The organism is Rhodococcus sp. ARC_M12 (assembly GCF_022810385.1).
Classification (GTDB): Bacteria; Actinomycetota; Actinomycetes; order Mycobacteriales; family Mycobacteriaceae; genus Rhodococcoides; species Rhodococcoides navarretei.
Window position 1 is genome coordinate 76,443 of record NZ_JALGQI010000016.1, and the last position, 18,927, is coordinate 95,369.

General features: G+C 65.5%; 18 protein-coding genes and 1 riboswitch. Of the genes, 8 read left to right on the forward strand and 10 right to left on the reverse strand.

The features are described from left to right. Positions 1 to 14: 14 nt before the first annotated feature. Positions 15 to 992, reverse strand: coding sequence for an NADPH:quinone oxidoreductase family protein (locus MTX35_RS19765; RefSeq protein ID WP_243596589.1), 978 nt, complete (start codon positions 990 to 992; stop codon positions 15 to 17). A 139-nt stretch (positions 993 to 1,131) separates the two neighbouring features. Between MTX35_RS19765 and MTX35_RS19770 the strand changes: the two genes are divergently transcribed. Next, the gene (locus MTX35_RS19770; RefSeq protein WP_243596590.1) at positions 1,132 to 1,818 is read left to right on the forward strand and encodes a dienelactone hydrolase family protein; all 687 of its coding nucleotides are present in this window, start codon (positions 1,132 to 1,134) and stop codon (positions 1,816 to 1,818) included. Next, complete coding sequence (locus tag MTX35_RS19775; protein ID WP_243596591.1) at positions 1,805 to 2,713, forward strand: amidohydrolase family protein; 909 nt, start codon at positions 1,805 to 1,807, stop codon at positions 2,711 to 2,713. The genes MTX35_RS19770 and MTX35_RS19775 overlap by 14 nt, the downstream gene beginning before the upstream one ends. A gap of 9 nt (positions 2,714 to 2,722) precedes the next feature. Here MTX35_RS19775 and MTX35_RS19780 read toward each other — a convergent pair whose 3' ends face one another. Both MTX35_RS19780 and MTX35_RS19785 read right to left on the reverse strand, forming a co-directional pair. Next, complete coding sequence (locus tag MTX35_RS19780; RefSeq protein ID WP_243596592.1) at positions 2,723 to 3,568, reverse strand: patatin-like phospholipase family protein; 846 nt, start codon at positions 3,566 to 3,568, stop codon at positions 2,723 to 2,725. A gap of 28 nt (positions 3,569 to 3,596) precedes the next feature. Then, positions 3,597 to 4,463, reverse strand: a complete 867-nt coding sequence (locus MTX35_RS19785) for an alpha/beta hydrolase (RefSeq protein WP_243596593.1) — start codon at positions 4,461 to 4,463, stop codon at positions 3,597 to 3,599. Between the two features lie 167 nt (positions 4,464 to 4,630). Between MTX35_RS19785 and MTX35_RS19790 the strand changes: the two genes are divergently transcribed. Continuing rightward, entirely contained in the window at positions 4,631 to 5,812 is a 1,182-nt protein-coding gene (locus MTX35_RS19790) for an alkane 1-monooxygenase (protein ID WP_243596594.1), read from the forward strand. 10 nt (positions 5,813 to 5,822) lie between these two features. Here the strand turns inward: MTX35_RS19790 and MTX35_RS19795 are convergent, their stop codons facing one another. Further along, positions 5,823 to 7,025, reverse strand: coding sequence for an ATP-binding protein (locus MTX35_RS19795; RefSeq protein WP_243596595.1), 1,203 nt, complete (start codon positions 7,023 to 7,025; stop codon positions 5,823 to 5,825). Between the two features lie 228 nt (positions 7,026 to 7,253). Between MTX35_RS19795 and MTX35_RS19800 the strand changes: the two genes are divergently transcribed. Next, complete coding sequence (locus MTX35_RS19800) at positions 7,254 to 7,721, forward strand: 2-isopropylmalate synthase (protein WP_243596596.1); 468 nt, start codon at positions 7,254 to 7,256, stop codon at positions 7,719 to 7,721. A 135-nt stretch (positions 7,722 to 7,856) separates the two neighbouring features. On the opposite strand, the gene MTX35_RS19805 is transcribed toward MTX35_RS19800, so the two are convergent. Next, positions 7,857 to 8,372, reverse strand: a complete 516-nt coding sequence (locus MTX35_RS19805; RefSeq protein WP_243596597.1) for a hypothetical protein — start codon at positions 8,370 to 8,372, stop codon at positions 7,857 to 7,859. A 148-nt stretch (positions 8,373 to 8,520) separates the two neighbouring features. Here MTX35_RS19805 and MTX35_RS19810 point away from each other — a divergent pair, with 148 nt between their 5' ends. From MTX35_RS19810 to MTX35_RS19820, 3 genes are all read left to right on the forward strand, one after another. Continuing rightward, positions 8,521 to 9,420, forward strand: coding sequence for a metal-dependent hydrolase (locus MTX35_RS19810; protein WP_243596598.1), 900 nt, complete (start codon positions 8,521 to 8,523; stop codon positions 9,418 to 9,420). Between the two features lie 83 nt (positions 9,421 to 9,503). Further along, positions 9,504 to 10,523 (forward strand): PDR/VanB family oxidoreductase, encoded by a 1,020-nt coding sequence (locus tag MTX35_RS19815; RefSeq protein ID WP_243596673.1) that lies wholly within the window; start codon positions 9,504 to 9,506, stop codon positions 10,521 to 10,523. A gap of 12 nt (positions 10,524 to 10,535) precedes the next feature. After that, on the forward strand, positions 10,536 to 11,426 hold the full coding sequence (locus MTX35_RS19820) for an alpha/beta fold hydrolase (RefSeq protein WP_243596599.1): 891 nt from the start codon (positions 10,536 to 10,538) through the stop codon (positions 11,424 to 11,426). A 9-nt stretch (positions 11,427 to 11,435) separates the two neighbouring features. Here MTX35_RS19820 and MTX35_RS19825 read toward each other — a convergent pair whose 3' ends face one another. The 5 genes from MTX35_RS19825 to MTX35_RS19845 form a co-directional block, all read right to left on the reverse strand. Continuing rightward, the gene (locus tag MTX35_RS19825) at positions 11,436 to 12,704 is read right to left on the reverse strand and encodes an LLM class flavin-dependent oxidoreductase (protein ID WP_243596600.1); all 1,269 of its coding nucleotides are present in this window, start codon (positions 12,702 to 12,704) and stop codon (positions 11,436 to 11,438) included. A gap of 1 nt (position 12,705) precedes the next feature. Then, positions 12,706 to 13,467 (reverse strand): 3-oxoacyl-ACP reductase, encoded by a 762-nt coding sequence (locus MTX35_RS19830; protein ID WP_243596601.1) that lies wholly within the window; start codon positions 13,465 to 13,467, stop codon positions 12,706 to 12,708. 49 nt (positions 13,468 to 13,516) lie between these two features. Further along, positions 13,517 to 13,609: riboswitch (TPP riboswitch) on the reverse strand. A 73-nt stretch (positions 13,610 to 13,682) separates the two neighbouring features. Further along, positions 13,683 to 14,978, reverse strand: coding sequence for an alpha-amylase family glycosyl hydrolase (locus MTX35_RS19835; RefSeq protein WP_243596602.1), 1,296 nt, complete (start codon positions 14,976 to 14,978; stop codon positions 13,683 to 13,685). Then, positions 14,978 to 16,156, reverse strand: coding sequence for an alpha-hydroxy-acid oxidizing protein (locus tag MTX35_RS19840; RefSeq protein WP_243596603.1), 1,179 nt, complete (start codon positions 16,154 to 16,156; stop codon positions 14,978 to 14,980). Before MTX35_RS19840 ends, MTX35_RS19835 begins: the two co-directional genes overlap by 1 nt. A 9-nt stretch (positions 16,157 to 16,165) precedes the next feature. Then, entirely contained in the window at positions 16,166 to 16,879 is a 714-nt protein-coding gene (locus MTX35_RS19845; protein WP_243596604.1) for a type 1 glutamine amidotransferase, read from the reverse strand. A 48-nt stretch (positions 16,880 to 16,927) separates the two neighbouring features. On the opposite strand from MTX35_RS19845, the gene MTX35_RS19850 reads away from it, so the two are divergent. Further along, positions 16,928 to 18,877: a DEAD/DEAH box helicase gene (locus MTX35_RS19850; RefSeq protein WP_243596605.1), complete on the forward strand. Its 1,950-nt coding sequence runs from the start codon at positions 16,928 to 16,930 to the stop codon at positions 18,875 to 18,877. The last annotated feature ends 50 nt before the right edge of the window (positions 18,878 to 18,927 follow it).

Here is an 18,927-nt window from a genome sequence, read left to right on the forward strand (position 1 = left end):
AGCTCGACGCACTATCAGCGAGTGAAGTCGAGCACCACTTTGCCTGCGGCAGTGCGGTTCTCCAGTGAGGCGATGGCCGCGGCGGCCTCGGCGGCCGGGAACACCGACGGCTCGGGAGCCACGAGCGATCCGTCGGCGAGCAGCGGTTCGATCTCGGCCCACTGGGTAGCGAGGTAGCCCGGTCGCGTCATCCACCATGCGCCCCAGCCGACACCGACGACGTCGACGTTGTTGAGCAGCAATCGGTTGACCTTGACGGTCGGGATCTCGCCGCCGGTGAAGCCCAGCACCAGGATTCGGCCCGACGGCGCGAGCGAGCGGATGCTGTCGGTGAACCGGTCACCGCCCACCGGATCGACGACGACGTCGACGCCACGGCCGCCGGTCAGTTCCTTCACCGCGTCCTTCCATCCGTCGACGAGCACCACATCGGTGGCTCCGGCAGAGCGAGCGATATCGGCCTTGGCCTCCGAGCTCACCACTGCGATCACGCGAGATGCCCCGAGCACCGGAGCCATTCGCAGCGCAGAGGTTCCGATGCCTCCGGCTGCTCCGTGCACCAGAACCGTCTCGCCCGGTGCCAATCGGCCACGTTCCCGGAGCGCGAAGTGCACCGTCAGATCGTTGAACAGCAATCCCGCCCCCGCGGACAGGGATACCGACTCGGGCAGCGCGAAGACCGTGTCGGGTGAGACGACGGCGACCTCGGCCATACCGTCGCTCAGTCCCGTCAGCGCGGCGACTCGATCCCCGGCCGAGAAACCGGACTCCGGCGGTGCCGACCGGACGATGCCGGCGATCTCGCTACCGGGGACGAACGGCAGTTCGGGCTTGTACTGGTACAGCCCGCGGGTGAGCAGAGCGTCGGGAAACGCGACGCCGGCGGCATGGACCTCGATGACCACCGAACCGTCACGCGGGGCAGGCTCGTCGATGTCCACCACGCTCACCGAGTCGGGTCCGTCGAGGCTGGAGATCTGTACCGCGCGCATGAGTTGTCCTCTCGGTCGGGATCGTTCCCTGCACGCCACCGTACAAAACTGCGGAACTCCCCGTCGCTACCGGCACGCACACCTGCACTACCGGGTCGTTCCGCGGGCTCCACTCCTGGCGGTGTGCTCCAATCGACGGATGAACACCACTCCCCTCACCGTCGTTCGGCCCGACGGCACCGCCCGCGGCGGCGTCATCGTCATCCAGGAGGCCTTCGGCGTCACGGACCACATCGTCGACGTCTGCAATCGAGTCGCCGCTGCCGGTTGGGTCGCCGTCGCTCCACATCTGTTCCATCGGCAGGACGGCGTCGCTGTCCTCGACTACTCGGACATGGATTCGGCGATGGCAGCGATCGGGGCGCTGAAGGCGGACGAAGTCGACTCCGACGTGGACGCGGCGGCGAGTGCTCTCGCCGAACTCGGGTTCGAGCCCTCGTCGATCGCCATCGTCGGCTTCTGCATGGGCGGCACCGTGGCCTTCCATACCGCTGTTCGACGCCCCCTCGGTGCGGCAGCGACATTCTACGGCGGCGGAATCACGAAGGGCCGCTTCGGCTATCCCGCAATGGCCTCGGTGGGCGATGCCCTCCAGACCCCATGGCACGGATTTTTCGGCGACCTGGACGAGGGCATCCCGTTCCAGGACGTCGAGACGCTGCGCGAGGTCACCGCAACGGCCCCGGTAACCACCGAGATCACCCGTTACGCCCACGGCAAGCACGGTTTCCACTGCGACGACCGCCCCGCTGTGTTCGACGCCGACGCCGCGGCCGATGCCTGGGACAAGACTCTCGAGTGGTTCGACGCCCATGTCGCACGCTGAACAACCGCGCTCCGACGCCGAACTCGCCGAGGAGACCGACCGAATCGTCGCGTTCTGGACCGAGCTGTCGTTGCCCGGTCTGTTCGACGTCCACACGCACTTCATGCCGAAGAACGTGATGGACAAGGTGTGGAGCTATTTCGACAGCGCCGGTCCGCTGACCGGCAGCGTGTGGCCGATCTCCTATCGGTACGCCGAAGAGCGACGGCTGCAGGTCATTCGAGGATTCGGGGTACGGAAGTTCACCTCGATGATCTACCCGCACAAGCCGTCGATGGCCGCGTGGCTCAACTCGTGGGGTGCCGACTTCGCGGCCCGAACCCCCGACTGCCTGCAGACCGCCACCTTCTACCCCGAGGACGGAGCCACCGAGTACGTCGAGCAGGCGTTGACGAACGGCGCTCGAATCTTCAAGTCGCACATTCAGGTCGGCAATTACTCACCGAACGATCCCCTGCTCGACGGCGTCTGGGGCGCGCTCTCGGACGCCGAGGTACCCGTGGTGATCCACTGCGGTTCCGGCCCGGCACCCGGCACCCACACCGGACCGGGGCCCATTGCCGAGCTGCTGCAACGGTTCCCGAGGCTGCCGTTGATCATCGCGCACATGGGCATGCCCGAGTACGTCGAGTTCCTCGACCTGGCCGATCGCTACGAGAACGTACGCCTGGACACCACGATGGCGTTCACCGACTTCTCGGAGGCGTGGGCACCGTTTCCGAGACACGAACTCCCGCGGCTGGTCGATCTGCAGAATCGCATTCTGTTCGGCAGCGACTTTCCCAACATCCCGTATCCGTACCTGGACGCTCTGCACGCAGTGCGCCGCCTGGACCTCGGCGACGACTGGGTTCGAGCCGTGTGCTGGGGCAACGGCGCTGCACTGTTCGGCTAGAGACGTTCTCTACACCCAGAACTCGGCGATGCGCTCGGCGATGGCACGGCCCTGCGCCCGTCCGGCGATGGCCGCAGCCGATCGGACGGCGATGTCGGTGGCATCGGGTCCGATTGCTGCCGTCGACTCGGCGTCGGGGGCAATCACTTCCACCTTCGAGCCACCCTTGGTCAACCGTTCTCGTTCGATCTCGAAGGGATCGTTCTCGAGGTCGAGCGCGCCGACCTTGAGCACCAGCACCTTCTCGAAACCGACTGCCAGATCGGCATTTTCGCTGGCTCGGATACCGCCGTCGACGTATCGGTGATCACCGATCGTCACCGGCGGCCACATGCCGGGGATAGCGCAGCTCGCAGCCACCGCGTCGACCAGTTCGACGCCCGAGCCACGGTCGAGAACCCGATGCCGACCGGTCAGCGCGTCGACGGTGACGATCCTCAGATCGCGGTTGGGCCACGAGTGCGTCGGCAGCCGTCGTCCGACGATCGCGCGGCGCTCGCGTTCGGTGATCGTCGATGCCGCCAGCGCCTCGGTACCGATGCGCCTGCGGGTGTCGAGAGCACTGCCGTCGGAGTTCTGCGCCGCCCGAGCCAACATGGTGACCAGTTCGTCGATGGTCGTCTCGGCATGCGGTTCGTCGTCCTGCTTCGCCTCGTCTGCTTGGCGCTCGAAGAACTCCGCAAGCGGGAGACCGCTCGAGATCTGCGCTGCCACCGAGGAGCCGGCCGACGTGCCCAGCAGCATCTCGGCGTCGGTGACGTCGGCTCCCGATTCCGCCAATCCCAGCAGGACGCCCGTCTGCCACGCAATACCTGCGACTCCGCCGCCGCCCAACACGAGTGCTCGCCTGGTCATGGTCGTACCCCTTCTTCGAAAAGATCCGTCAGGAACTTACAGCGCCGGTGGATAGACGGGGACGCAACCAGTCGATGAGGTCGTCGAGTACACGCTCCTTCTCCGGTTCGTTGAACACCTCGTGGAACAGCCCGTCGTACTTCTTCAGGGTGAGGTCGTCGGATCCGGCCAGGTCGGCGATCAGTTCGCTGCCGGAAACGTCGGCCAATCGGTCGGCAGTTCCGTGCTGGAGCAGCACCGGGATCCTCAACGACGGCAGACGGGCCGGAAAGGACTCGCCGGCGCCGAGCATCGCCGCGGCCAGGCCCGCCGAGACACTGCCGTGGTAGCCCAACGGATCGGCAACGTACGCGTCGACGACGTTCTTGTCCCGCGAGACGAGGTTGGGGTCGAGCTTCAGGACGGGAGCGCCCGGTACGAAGCGTCCGAGAATCTTGCCCACCGCCACGAGGGCTTTCGGTTGCCCGACGCTGGGAACCACGGCCGGGCCGGACAGCATCAGACCGTCGAGGCCGCCCTGATGGTCCAGGGCGTAGGACAGTGCGATGGCACCGCCCATGCTGTGTCCCAGGAGGAAGGTGCGGCTGCCGGGGTGCTCCTCCGCAGCGATGCCGAAGAGCGTGTGCAGGTCGTCGGTGAAGTCGGACCACTTCGCCAGCGTGACCCGCTTGCCGCCGGATCGTCCGTGCCCGCGGTGATCGGGCGCGTAGACGACGAGACCGAGAAAGCCGAGCCGCTCGATCACGTGACGGTACCGTCCTGCGTGCTCGGCCAGCCCGTGGGCCAGCACCAGGACGCCGGTCGGTGGTTTCTCGGCGGCGACGTCCGGGGTCCAGACGTCGTAGACGATACGAGTTCCGTGTACCCCGACGAACGCCGACTCGACATGCTGCATTCGGTCACCGTACAAGGACCGCGACACCTGCGACGGCCCATCGCTCGAACCCCATAGATTCGTCTAGGTAACTATCCTCAGAGGCGTGGCGATGTACTTGTGACAGACCACCACCGCACCCCCTCGTACCGCGTGGGCAGTCTCGATGATCAGGAGTGAGTTCACGCATGCTCGACAAGGACGCCCTACGGGCCTCCCCGACGTGGCGCGATCCCAAGCGTTATCTGTGGCCGCTGGGGTTGATCATTCCGTTGAGCCCGTTCCTGGCGTGGGGCTTGGTGACACTCCTCGGCCCCGGCGCATTCTGGACACTCGGTCTGATGATCATGGGCATCGCACTGCCACTGGTCGACAAGTTCGCCGGCGTCGATCGCAGCAACCCGCCCGAGGACGCTCTCGCAGCGCTCGACAAGGACAAGTACTACCGGTGGTGTGTCTATCTCTTCCTGCCGCTGCAGTACGCCGGTCTGGTGGCCGCGTGTTACCTGTGGGCACACGGCCCACTCGGCACACCGGAGAGGATCGGCCTGGCCGTCACCGTGGGCGTCGTCGGCGGCGTCGGTATCAACGCCGCGCACGAGCTGGGGCACAAGCGCGAGAACGTCGAGCGGTGGCTCTCCAAAGTCACCCTGGCGCAGACGCTGTACGGCCACTTCTACGTCGAACACAATCACGGCCACCATCTGCGCGTCGCCACCCCCGAGGATCCGGCATCGGCCAAATTCGGTGAATCGTTCTGGAAATTCCTGCCGCGCACGATGTTCCACGGCCTGCACTCGGCCTGGGATCTCGAATCCCGTCGACTCGCACGGTCGGGCTCGTCGCCGTGGACGCTGCGCAACAACCTCTTCAACGCGGCTGCGATGAGCATCGTTCTGTTCGGCGTACTGATCGCGCTGTTCGGGTGGATCGTGCTGCCGTACCTACTGATTCAGGCCGCCATCGCCATCGTTCTGTACGAGGCGGCGAACTACCTCGAGCACTACGGCCTGATGCGCACCACACGTCCGGACGGTCGCTACGCCAAGCCCTCGCACCGGGACAGCTGGAACAGCGATCACCTGTGGAGCAACCTGTTTCTGTACCACCTGCAACGCCACAGCGATCATCACGCGAATCCGGTGCGCCGCTACCAAGCACTACGGACCGTCGACGAGTCCCCGCAACTCCCGGCCGGATACGCCGTGATGATCTTCTGCGCGATGGTGCCGCCGTTGTGGCGCAAGGTGATGGATCAGCGGCTGATGGACTTCTACGACGGTGACCCTGATCTCGTCAACGTCGACCGCACAGATCGCGCCGCGGTGCGTCGCCTCGAGAAGCTGAGCGGGGCGCGGGCGCAGTCATAGGGTCGACGCCTCAGACCGCGGCGGGCTCGTCGGTTTGCGCTCTCAGGTAGCGCCCGAAATGCGGCACCGTGAAGGCGATGGTGCCGCGCTCGGCCGAGTAGATCAGGCCCTTCTTGATGAGTCCGTCCCGGGCAGGCGACAGCGATGCCGGCTTGCGTTTGAGCTCGGTCGCCACGGCCGACGTGGGCACCGAGCCGTCGTCCACCGACAACTCGGCCATCGCGCGCATGTATTCGCGTTCGGCGGGCGTCGCGCGTTCGTAGCGCGAACCGAAGAATCCGACGGCCAGCTCTTCCTCTGCCGTCGGGGCAGCGACACGCACGTCCTCGGCCGAGATCGGGCTGTCGGCAGCGAGATCCCAGGTCGCCTTCCCGTACGCCTGCACGAAGTACGGGTAGCCGTCGGCGGCCGCGTACAGAGCGTCGAGGGCATCGGGGGTGAATTCGACGTCCTCTCGATCGGCCGGTGCGATCAGGGCCAGGTCGGCCGCGGCCCGCTCGAGCCGCCCGATGCGGTGGTAACTGAACAGGCGCTCGGAGTAACTCTTGGACGCAGACAGCACCGCGGGCAGGTGCGGCAGCCCCGCCCCGACGATGATCAGCGGCGCGGTGTCCTGACTGAGCTCGTGGCAGGCCGCACACAGCGCGGAGATATCGGCTGGGCCCAGGTCCTGCATCTCGTCGATGAAGATGGCGATGCCCACGCCCACGTCCCCGGCCAGCGCGGAGGCGTCGAGCAGCAGTTCGACGAGGTCGATCTCGATGTCGCCGGAATCGGCGCGGCCGGTCTTCGCCGGGACGTCGATGCCCGGTTGCCACCGCTCCCGCATTCCCTTGTCGGCGGTGGAGCGCAGGGCGAAGGCCTTGAGCACGCCGAGGAAGTCGTCGACCCGTTCGGGATCGCGATGCGAGGCCGCGATGCCGCGGACCGCCATGTGCAGCGCGGACGACAGTGGTCGGCGCAGTTCCTGGTCCGGCCGAGCCTCGATCTTGCCGGTGCCCCATCCGCGGGCGATGGCCGCGGATCGGAGTTGGTTGAGCAATACCGTCTTCCCGACGCCTCGAAGCCCGGTGAGAACGACGCTGCGTTCCGGCCGGCCGCGGGTGATGCGTTCGAGCACGACGTCGAAGGCGTCGAGCTGCTTCTTTCGACCTGCGAGCTCGGGTGGGCGCTGGCCGGCGCCGGGAGCGTAGGGGTTACGCACGGGGTCCATGGGGCCAAAGTTACAACGAATCGTGCGACATATGCGGACATCTAGTTCGTGTCCTAGAGATCTGTATTCGTTCGATACTTGCGGGACGGCCGAGGCCGGGGCTACTGTCGGCTCCGTGAAGCGCATTCTCGTAGTACGCCGCCGTAGCGGGGTCTGATTCGGACCGACCCCTCGCTGCGGGTCGTCGTGCTCTCTCGGTCCTCCCTTCACATTCGGAAGACCACCTTCATGAATTCACTTGCTTCCACTTTCGCCACGGATCCGTTCCATGCCCGTTTCGGCAGCGCCCTGCCGCGCACGATGCGCGACGAGATCACCGGGCAACACATGTCGTGGACGGCCTTCGTCGACCGCTTCTCGCCCACCACCGGCCCTCTTCGGCTGGGCTCCTGGACCGGAACTGGGGCCACCGAGGGCAAGACGTCGTTCGACGCCACCTTCGGTATCGGTGACACCATCTTCGCTTGTGCCGCAACAACATACGGACCGATCGAGGCGTTGACGTCCATGCTCCACGACGCCGGGTTCCGCATCGAGATTCTCTCGTTCCACCAGCAGATCATCGGCGACGAGACCTCTACCTTCGTGCTGGCCGAGCACGACGGTCGCCGCGAATGGTCGATGGCCACCGAGCCCGACGCAACCCTGTCGTCCATCAGGGCCATCCTCGCTGGGGCCAACCTTCTGCATCGGTAGCCCCAACCGACGCCGCGAACTCGAAGTTGGGGACGAAAATCCGCCGAAAAGTGTCCATAACTTCGAGTTCGTCGTCGGCGTCGGTAGCGCTTTCTACGACCGTCTAGCGTATGGACAAGACGGGCGAAGATCGTGCTAGGGCATTTCGATCGTCTCGGCTCGGTGGACTTCGGCCAGTGCGCGGCGCAGGTAGGTCTCGGCGCGGCCGCGGCGCACCGCGAGTAGGTCCGCGACCACCAGCAATGCATGGGCCGGCCTCGGCTTCCTGCGCGATTGCTCTTCCACATCGGCGACGCCAAGGGCTCCGGTGAGCACCTCGACGAACCCGGCGATGTCCAGATTCGGCAGCCAGTCCGCGCCTCGCACGGTTCTACCGAGCACCTCCTGGACGTCCTCACCGGTCAGTCCATCGCTATGTACCTCTTCGAGCAACGTGCGTACCATTTCGGCATGCACGTGACCGGCCTGCGCCGAGTCCGAGCGGCCCAGTAGCTCGACGGCGTCGTCGAACGCGATCGGATCCCGCGCCGCCACCGAGGCGAGGGCATCGTTCGTGGCATCGGCGATCCGTCGCACCTCGGCGGGCCATTCGGCAGGCCAGGCGATGGGGACGGTGCTCGGGGGAACAGCCGCTGGGGAGGGGTCGGTCATCACAGCAGTCTCTCACTGCTCGACTGTCGTTCCGCAGGCTCCACTCCTGGCGCCTCCGACACGGTTCCTTTTACCTGTAACCGGTGTTTATACTAAAGCGCGCACTGTGGCATCGGCCACACATGTGGATGTGGAGGAGGTGGACTCGATGAACGAACGGAACACCGTCGCGTCGGATCCCGGCGAAGTGATGCTGCAGGCCAGGAACGTGAAGTTCGACTGGACCGATCTGCCGATGCACTGGGTGCCGGGAGATCCGTACACCACGCACGTACTCAACGTGCTGCATCTACTGCTCCCTGCCGGCGAGCACTGGTTCGTCGACACGTTCAAAGAGGCCCTCCCGTACATCGACGACGAGAAGCTGCGCGACGACGTCATCGGCTTCATCGGGCAGGAGGCGGTGCATGCCGAGGCGCATACCGGTGTCCTGGTGCACCTGCAGAACAACGGACTCGACCCCACTCCGTTCACCGATCAGATGGAATGGGCCTTCGGCAAGGTGCTCGGATCCGATTCGGTGACGAGTCTGCGATCGAAGAACAACCTCGTCGAGCGGCTGGCCCTCATCGCCGCCATCGAACACGTGACGGCGTTCCTCGGTGACTGGGTGCTCAACGCCGACGGTCTGGACCGAGCCGGCATCCATCCGACGATGCTCGATCTGCTGCGGTGGCACGGTGCCGAAGAAGTGGAACACCGCTCGGTCGCGTACGACACCCTTCGGTACTTCGACAAGCGCGAGGTACGTCGCCTGCGCACGTTCGTGGTGGTCGTGCCGTTGATGGGGTACATCTGGATGCGCGGCATCATCTTCCTGATGAAGAACGACCCGGAGCTGCAGAGTGCACCGAAGTCGGTCCGCAAGCCCCGTTCTGCCCTGTGGCGCAAGTCGGTTCGCCGCGGCACTCTGCCGGCGCTGACGCACGTCGGCCGCAGTATGTCTCGCTACCTGAAGAAGTCGTATCACCCCAGCCAGGAAGGCTCTACGGCTCAGGCCGTGCGCTACTTGGCGTCGTCACCCGCCGCGCAGGCTGCGGCGCGGTGAAGCTCTCGACACGTCGAGTTCCACGACTGTTGCCCAAGGATGCGCCGCCCGATCTGCGTGGACGCCCTCGCGCCGATCGCTCGATGCAGATGCTCGGAACGTTCCTCAACGGCTACATGCACGCGACTGCCGGCAGGGAGTACGACGACGCTGTCGCCGGCCACAATCCCGATTCCGCGTTGCGGTTGGTGGTCGTGGACCGCGAGATTGTCGCCGAGGACGAGAACGTCGCCGCTCTGACCCTCGCCTCGCCGACGGGGGAGCAACTGCCGACCTGGCATCCCGGCTGCCACCTCGATCTGCACCTGCCGTCGGGTCGCCGTCGGCAGTACTCGCTGTGCGGCGATCCGTCCGACCGTAGCTGCTACCGCATCGCCGTGCGCCGAATCCCCACCGGCGCTGGTGGATCCATCGAGATGCATGCACTAGAGCCCGGCACCGAGGTCACCGTTCGCGGCCCACGGAACGGCTTTCCCTTCGTCGCCGAGGGCAGCGCGCTGTTCGTGGCGGGCGGGATCGGCATCACGCCCATCATCGCGATGGTCCGTGCCGCACGAATTCTCGGGATGGACTGGCAGTTCGTCTACTGCGGTCGCTCGCGGGACACGATGCCCTTTCTCGACGAGATCGAGAGCTGGGAATCGGACCGGGTGTTCGTCCGGACCGATGACGTGTACGGGTACCCAGCTGAGGGTGAATTGCTCGAGCGCGCACCCGCAGGCGGTGCCGTCTACTGCTGCGGTCCTACCCCCATGCTCGACGCCGTCCGCCGCGACTTCAGCCAGTGCCCTGCCACCGCACTGCACTTCGAGCGCTTCGGCCCGCCGCCGATTCTCGACGGCACGCCGTTCGAGGTGCAACTGATCAGCACCGGAGCTGTGCTCGACGTCGCCGCCGACGCCTCTGTATTGACCGCGGTCAAGGAACAGAAACCCAATATCGCGTACTCGTGCCAGCAGGGCTTCTGCGGTACCTGCAAGGTGCGCGTGCTCTCCGGTGAGCCCGAGCACCTCGAAACGCGATTGACCCCCGAAGAGCAGCGCGATCACATGCTCATCTGCGTCTCCCGCGCACGCAGCGGGCGTCTCGTACTCGATCTATAGAACGGAAAGACAGTGAGCAGCAACGCAGTTCGCACGACGGTCGTCAACGAGGGCATTCGATTGGCGGTGTTCGAGAGCGGTAACCCCGACGGGGACCCGATCGTCCTCGTTCATGGGTGGCCCGATACTCACGAACTGTGGAGCCACATCGTGCCGCAGCTCGAGGACCGTTTTCGGGTGATCAGCTACGACTCGCGCGGAGCCGGCGAAAGCTCGGTGCCTGCCGAGCAGTCGGCGTACAAGTTGGCCCGGCTGGCCTCGGACTTCTACGCCGTCGCCGACGCCGTCAGCCCCGACGCCCCGGTGCACGTGCTCGCCCACGACTGGGGTGCCGTGGAGGTATGGGAAGCCGCCGCCCAACCGCAGGCCAAGGATCGAATCCGCTCGTACACATCGATTTCCGGTCCGAACCTCGATCACCTCGGCAAATGGTCGCAGTCGCGGCTGCGCAAACCCACCCTCACCGGTATCAAGCAGGTCCTCGCCCAGACGCGAGCGTCCTGGTACACCGTCACCTTCCACATCCCCGGGCTCTCCACGCTGCGGATCAAGCGCCAGTTCGCCAAGGGTTGGCCCGCATTCCTCGAAGAGTTCTCGGGAGTCGATCCGAAGCTCGTCACCCAGAACCCCACGCTGTGGTCGGACGCCACCAACGGCACCAAGCTGTATCGCGCCAACATCATTCCGCTGCTGACCAATCCACGCGACCGGTACATCGACATCCCGGTGCATCTCATCGTCAACACCGAGGACGTCGCGGTGCGTCCGTACCACTACGACGACACCGGCAAGTGGGTGAAGAACCTGACCCGCAACGATATTCCGGCCGGACACTGGTCGCCGATCTCCCATGCAGACGACATTGCCCGATTGACGACGGAATTCATCGACTCGCTGGACTGAACCTTCAGGTCAACCGGTCAGATGCCCGCGCAGCGTCGACGACGTGTATTCGGATCGAAAGAGGCCGCGTTGCTGCAGGATCGGAACCACATGGTCCACAAAATCCTCCAGTGAGTCCGGGTAACGCGGACACATCAGGTTGAATCCGTCGGCGCCGCGTCCGATCCACGACTGCATCTCGTCGGCGATGGACTCCGGCGTGCCGATCATGGTGGCGTGCCCGCCCCCGGCCGCCAGGGTGCCGAGCAGTTCCCGCACGGTGGGAGCGTCCTTCTCTACGATCCGCAGAATTGTCTCGTAACGGCCCTGTGGTCCGGTGAACTCTGCTGCGGGTGGCAGGTACGGTAACGGAGCATCGAGTTCCCAAGCAGCGCAGTTCTGTCCGGTGAAGGTGGACAGCATCGCCAGCGACTGTTCGGTGGGCAGCAGCTCGTCCAGTTCGGCCTTCTTGCGGCGGGCTTCGTCCATCGTCGACCCGATGTACGTCACCAGTCCCGGCATGATGCCCACTGTCGCACTGTCGCGACCAGCACTGTCGATGCGAGACTTCACATCCCCGTAATAGCTCTGCGCGGCAACAAGATCGTAGGCGACGGCGTAGATCGCCTCGGCGTACTTCGCCGCGAGATCACGCCCCGGTCCCGACGCACCGGCCTGGAACAGAACCGGCCTGCCCTGCGGCGAACGCGGTACCGTCAGCGGGCCGTCGACTCGAAAGTGCTTGCCGTCGTGGTCGATCGAGTGCACCTTGGCCGGATCGGCGTACATCCCCGTCCGATCGAGCGTCAAGGCATCGGTATCCCACGAATCCCACAGCGCCAGTGCAGTATCGACGAACTCTTCGGCGCGTGCATAGCGCTCCTCGCGACCGGGGATGACGTCCATTCCGTGATTACGCGCCTCGGCGTCGAACATGGAGGTGACGACGTTCCAGCCGGCACGGCCGCCGCTGATGTGATCGAGCGACGCCAACATGCGTGCAGCGTGGAACGGGGTGTAGAACGTCGATGACACCGTGGTGACGAGACCGATGTGCGTGGTCGCTCTGGCCATGGCCGACAGCGCGGTGATCGGCTCGAGAAACCACGTTCCGGCTCCGGCCGGATCCCGCACCGAATGTCCGTCGGCGAAGAACACCGCGTCGAACTTTCCGCGTTCGGCGAGTTGCGCGAGTTCCTCGTAGTACGAGATATCGCCCAGGTCCTCCACTCGAGAATCGGGATGACGCCACGCCGCACTGTGGTGGCCGCAGCCGTACAGAAACGCGTTGAGGTGCATGTCAGTCCTTGACCAGGCCGCCGTCGACGACGAGATTCTGGCCGGTCACCGAGCGCGCCCACGGCGAGGCGAAGAACAGCAGGGCATCGGCGAATTCCTCGGGAGTGGTGACGCGTTGCAACGGGGTCGAGGCGGCAATGAAGTCGAACACCTCGGCCGGGGTGGCGGCACTGGCGTCGGTGGTGCGGAGCAGTCCACCCGAGACCATGTTGACGGTGATGTTGTCCGCGCCCAGATCGGCGGCGAGGGTGCGGGTCAGTGACAGCAGAGCCGCCTTGGAGGCGGTGTAGTCGTGGTACGGCACCACTGGATTCTGGAACAAGTTGGTGCCTACGTTGATGATTCGCCCGAAGCCCGCCTCACGCATACCCGGCAGTGCGGCCTGAGTGGTGAGCAACGCTGCGCGGACGCTGCCACGCAACTGCGCGTCGAAACGCTCCCAGGTGATGGTGTCGGCCTTGGGTCGGGCATCTCCGTCGAAGGAGAAGTCGGCCAGTGCGTTGTTCACGACGGTGGTGATCGGGGTGCCGAAGTGCGCACGGGCCGAGTCGAACACCGTGGCCACCGCGCTCTCGTCGGTCACGTCGCCCTGAACCGCAAAAGCCTGTCCACCAAGTCGGTCCGCCAGCGCTTCGGCAGCATCTTTGCTGTTCCGGTAATCGATCACCACACGGGCACCCTGACCGGCGAACGCCGCGGCGATCGCTGCTCCCAGCCCGCGTCCACCCCCGGTGACCAACACCGTCTGCTCGTCGAGTCTCATGCGCTCCGCCTCTCGTTCGAGGTCGGGACCGTCGCGAGGGACAGGGAATACCGAAACGTCACGACATTCCCTTCGCTGGTCCTAACCAGATCAGGTTCGACGGGTGTGATCTCAGCCCTGACGGGCACCCCGTGTCGCGGTCGACTGTACCTGTAGGTCTCTCTACCGCTCTCTTGCGCTCGACGTAGACAGCCGAACACAACCGTATGCAGCGATCAGCCGATGACAGCCCACCCATGCGGCGGAACGTTTACCCGTCCGTCGTTCAGGTGCGCCTCACCGGCCAGTACTTCGCTGCCCTGGGCCGGGTAGTCGATGGCTCCGTCGCCGAGGTTGAGCGCCACCGTCATGGAATTGTCTTCCGCGTACACACGGTAGAGCAGTGCGGTGTTGGTGAGCTCGAGCGTCTCGGTGCGCGCGGAGTGCAGCCACGGATGGCGACGCCGTACGGCGATCAGCTCCTGATGCACTCGGTAGACCGGCCAGCCGTACGGGGCGAGATCCTCGGGCGTGTCGGGGTATTCGGGACGGACCTCGTCGTCGCCGCCCACGCGGTCTTCCTTGATGCCTCGAAACGCCTGCTCGTCGCCGTAGTAGATCACCGGCATACCGCCCACGGTGAACAGAACCACCAACGCATGCACCAGATGTCGCTCGTCCTCGATAACGCTGGCGATGCGATTGACGTCGTGGTTGCCGACGAACGTGGCGGGTACGAAGGCGTCGAGCCAGCCGTTGTGACGCTCCAACGCGTGCGAGAGCTCGAAGAAATTCTTCTCGCTCAGCCCACTCCAGATCGCCTTCCACAGTTCGTACTGGGTGACCGAATCCAGCGTGGAGGCCGAGACGATGCGGTCGTAGTCGCCGTGAATGACTTCGCCGAGAAAGTATGCGTCCGGGTGCTTTTCGCGAACCTTCGGCAGTACCGCCGACCAGAAACGTGGTGGCACCGCGTAGGCCGCGTCGAGCCGCCAGGCGTCGACGCCGCGTTCGAGCCAGTACGACAGCACGTCCACGACGTACTGCTGCACGTGCGGGCTTTCGTGGTTGAGTGCCACCAGTTCGTCGTGGCCCTCGAAGTTGCGATGCGTCGGCTCGTCGCCGGACCAGTCGAGGTGGAACCACCCCGCGGTCTCGGAGTCCGGACCCTCGGCCAGAGCCTCACGGAACTTCGGAAAGCTCTGCGCCACATGGTTGAAGACGCCGTCGAACATCACCTTGAGGCCGCGCGAATGCGCAGCGGCGATCAACGAATCGATGTCCTCGTCCGTACCCAGCCTGCCGTCGACGTGGTAGTAGTCGACGGTGTCGTAGCCGTGCTTCTCGGATTCGAAGATCGGACCGAGGGCGATGCCCGACGCGCCGAGTTCGAGGGCGTAGTCGAGCCACTTCTCGATTCTGGTCAGCCGATGCAGATCCGCTTGCGACTCACCGTCCCACCCGTGCACCGGCGCGCCGGTGAAGCCGAGCGGGTACAGGTGCCACCAGATGGCGTGCTTCGTCCACTCCATCAGGACGCCTCGATCGAGTCGCGGCCGAGCTCGCCCGCGCCGGTATGGCCGGACAGGCTGGTCACCAAGTCGAATTCGGCCAGCAGGCAACGTAATACGTGTGCAACGCCCTCCTGCCCGCCGAGCGCGAGGCCGTACAGGAACGGTCTGCCGAGGAGAACCGCATCGGCCCCGAGGGCAAGAGCCTTGGCCATGTCGGCGCCGGTGCGCACACCGGAGTCGAACAGGATGGTCAGTTCGTCGCCCACCGCCTCGACGATGGACGGCAATGCGTCGAGTGATGCTCTGGCACCGTCGATCTGACGACCGCCGTGGTTGGAGACCACGATGCCGTCGACTCCATGAGCGGCCGCTTCTCGGGCATCGCCGACGGTGCAGATGCCCTTGAGCACGATCGGGCCGTCCCAATGCTCGCGCAGGAACGCCAGATTTTTCCACGACAGCCCCGGATTGGGGAACATCTGCGCCCAATGCATGGCGGCCGCAACGGGATTCTCCTCGACGGGCTGAGCGAGTCCGGCCTGGAACGCCGGATCGGTCAGGTAGTTCTCGATGCCGAGGTTGGCCAGGAACGGGAGGTAGCCGCGGTCCAGATCGGCAGGCCGCCAGCCCAGCAACGTCGTGTCGAGCGTCAGCACCAGTGTGGTGAACCCGGTGTCCTTCGCGCGCTGCAGGAAGCTCAGTAGAACCGATTCGTCCGTCGGCCAGTACAACTGATACCAGCGGGGCGCGTCGCCACCCGCCTCGGCGATCTGCTCGAACGAGTGCGAGGCCTGCGTCGAATGGATGTACGGCACACCGAGTTCCGCGGCTGCACGGACGGTGGCGAGCTCTCCGTCGGGGTGCGCGAGAGTCTGGATACCCACCGGAGCGATCAGCAGCGGTGCAGGCATATCGGTGCCGAGCACGGTGCACGCATGATCACGGGCCGCCGAGCTGCGCAGCATCCGCGGCGTGATGGCCCATCTGTCGAAAGCCGCACGGTTCGCACGGGCCGTCGAGCCACTGCCCGCGCTGGCGACGATGTAGCCGAGAGCCTCGGGTGAGAGCTTCTCGGCAGCCTGGTCCTCCAGCCTCGCCAGGTTGGTGGTGATCGACGGTGTCTGCTGGGCGAACATCCCGGCGGCGTAGATGCCGAGTTGGTGATCGCTGAAGTTGCTGGGCCTGGCCTCGGTCATCGTTCGACCCTACCGGGGCACCGCCGAGGATCGGGCGAGAAAGGCGTCGAACAGAGCCGAGCAACGCACCCGAGCTGCAGGTTCGGCGTCGGCGATGGCCCGGCGAATCTCGTGCACGTCCACACCGTGTTCGACGCCGTCGCGGTCCCACGCCGCGGCCCACGCATCGTAGGTATCGAGGTCGATCTCGGGGTGGAACTGCAGTCCGAGGTGCGGTCCGAGGACGAAGGCCTGTTGCGCGGCCTCGTTGCGGGCGATGACCGTGGCCTCCGGCGGAGCGGTGAACGTGTCGCCGTGGAATTCCATCCACGGGCCCGCCGCGACGAGCTCGGGATCGGAGGTCTCGACGTCGACGAATCCGTACTCGGGGTGCTCGGACTTGCGGACGGATCCGCCGAGCACGCGAGCGAGCAATTGGCCGCCGAAGCACACGCCCAGAACCGGGACCTGCGCATCGATCGCCTGCTGCACGTACGCGATCTCCGGCGCGAGCCACGTCAGCGTGTCGTCGTACGCGGCATCGGGTGAGCCCATGACCACGACCAACTGCGCGTCGGACAGTCGCGGCGGTGCGACATCAGGGCTGTGATCGAAGGAATGCACGTCCAACTGAAAACCCCTGGTGCGCAATTCGGCGTCGAGGGTGCCGATGTCGCGTCGCGCGAGAGCGGGGTCCTGATCGTGGACGAGTACTACGGCGCGCGGGTCGTTCTCGAGTGTCACAGGGCTCCTTTACGGTGTTCGTGCACACCGTACGACAGACTGGATCCGATGCCACCTCGTAGACGCACAGCCCGATCCACCACTGCCCGCACCGTCAAGGCCGGGCAGAGCAGCGCTGCACGAAAGTTCGCGGCGGCGAAGAACGGTGAGCCTGCGGCAAAGAAAGCTGCCCCGAAGAAGGCCGCACCTCGTAAGAGAGCCGCTCCGCGCAAGACCTCGCCCCGCAAGTCCGCTGCTCCGGATCTGCGGGTGCCCGATCCCGGCGAGCGCGTCTGGGTGTTGGACGTGCCGTTCGAGGATCGGTCGGCGGCGGGTGCTGCCGGGGCGCGCTGGTATCCGGGCCCGCGCGTGTTCGCGTATTACGGAACCGAACTGCCCGAGTACCTGCAGCCGTACGAGTCGATGCCGTACAGCCTGCAGCGGTGGCTCGAGGACGACGCGAACGACAGTTGGCGCGACGAAGAGGTGCGCGAACGGGCCATGCAGCCTCGCGACACCCAACTCGAGTCCGTTCGACGCCATCTCGCCGCGCTCGAGGACGGGTTCCCCTATTTCGCGCAGATGGATTCGACGGGTCTGGGCAAGACGTTGGCGGTGTGCGAGGCAGTCCGGCAGATGTCGGCGGCCGAGATCGGCACGGTGCTGGTGGTCGCACCCAAGGGTGCGTTGCCGGGGTGGCGTCGCACCATCGCAGACAGCGAGGCAGACATCGAGCCGTCCGACCGCAAGCGGTGGTTGCTGATCACCTACCAGTCCACCAAGAAGCTGCTGTCTGTTCCGCCCGAGACCGATCTGGGCAAACGTAAACGGACGCAGAACAAACGGACCATCTCGCTGGGCGAGCTTCGGTTCGACATCGACGTGGTGATCGCCGACGAGTCGCATGCGTTGATGAACATCGAATCCCAGCAGTCGCAGATCCTCTGGCGGTATCAGGAGGCGGCTCGCTCGGTGGTGTGGATGTCTGCCACGCCCGGTTATCAGCCGTTGCACTTCGCGTACATGGCTCGCGCGGTCGAGCGCAGCCGAGGGGTCGAGATCCTGGGCGACGAGGAGTATCTCGGCTACGCGGTGACGATGAAGTGGGCCGAATTCCTCATCGAATCCGGGTTCGCCGTCAAAGCAGGCAAGGCGACGACGGGGTTGACGACGTGGCGCTGGGAGCCCGAGGACGCGGCCCGACGCGCCCGCGACATCGCGTCGGTGCACAGCTGGTTGTCGGGAGGCGCTGTGCCGTGGTCTATTTCGCGGCCGTCCCCGCCGACTCCGCGGGAGCCCCTCGGTCAGGAACTCACGGCCGCGCAGAAGCGCCTCTACAACTCGGCGTGGGTGGATTACCGCAAGGAAGTCGGCCTGCCGATCTGGAAGGCCGTCGGCGGAAAGCGAGTGCTGCAGAAGAACCCGAGCACCCGCGCCGCGACTCTGCGCTTCCGCCAGAAGTGTTCCTACTTGCGCATTCCGGCGTCTGCAGACCAGATACGGACGTGGGTCAAGGCAGGCAATCAGGTGTTCGTCTCGATGTTCTACCGCGAGTCCGTCGCCGCACTTGCGCAGACGCTGCGGGACGAGGGCCTCGACGTCGCCGTGGTCGACGGGAGCATGAGCAGCCCAGATCAGGAGGCGTCGATCAGACGCTTTCAGACCGGCGACGCATCGGTCATCGTCTCGACCACCACGAGCGCGATCAACCTGCACACCAACGAGTTACTGCTCCCGGAAGGGACGGTCTCCACCCTTGCGCCACGCGTGACGCTGATTCACGACCCGAGGTGGACCCCCATCGACATCAGGCAGATAGAGGGCCGCGCGAACCGAATCGACAAGGATCACAACCACACAACCTCGACGTGCTATTACGGCTACGCCGAGGGCACCGTCGAGGAGGAGATGGTGCTCACCGGCATCGAGCGCATCGCGGATCTGGGATCGATCGTGGGGCAGGCGGATCTCATCGATCCGGAGGCTTTCCTCGCGGCGAAAGTGGATGCCGGAAAATAGCGACAATTGTGAGCAATCGTCAACGCGCCCGGGTAGGTTCGGTCCCATCG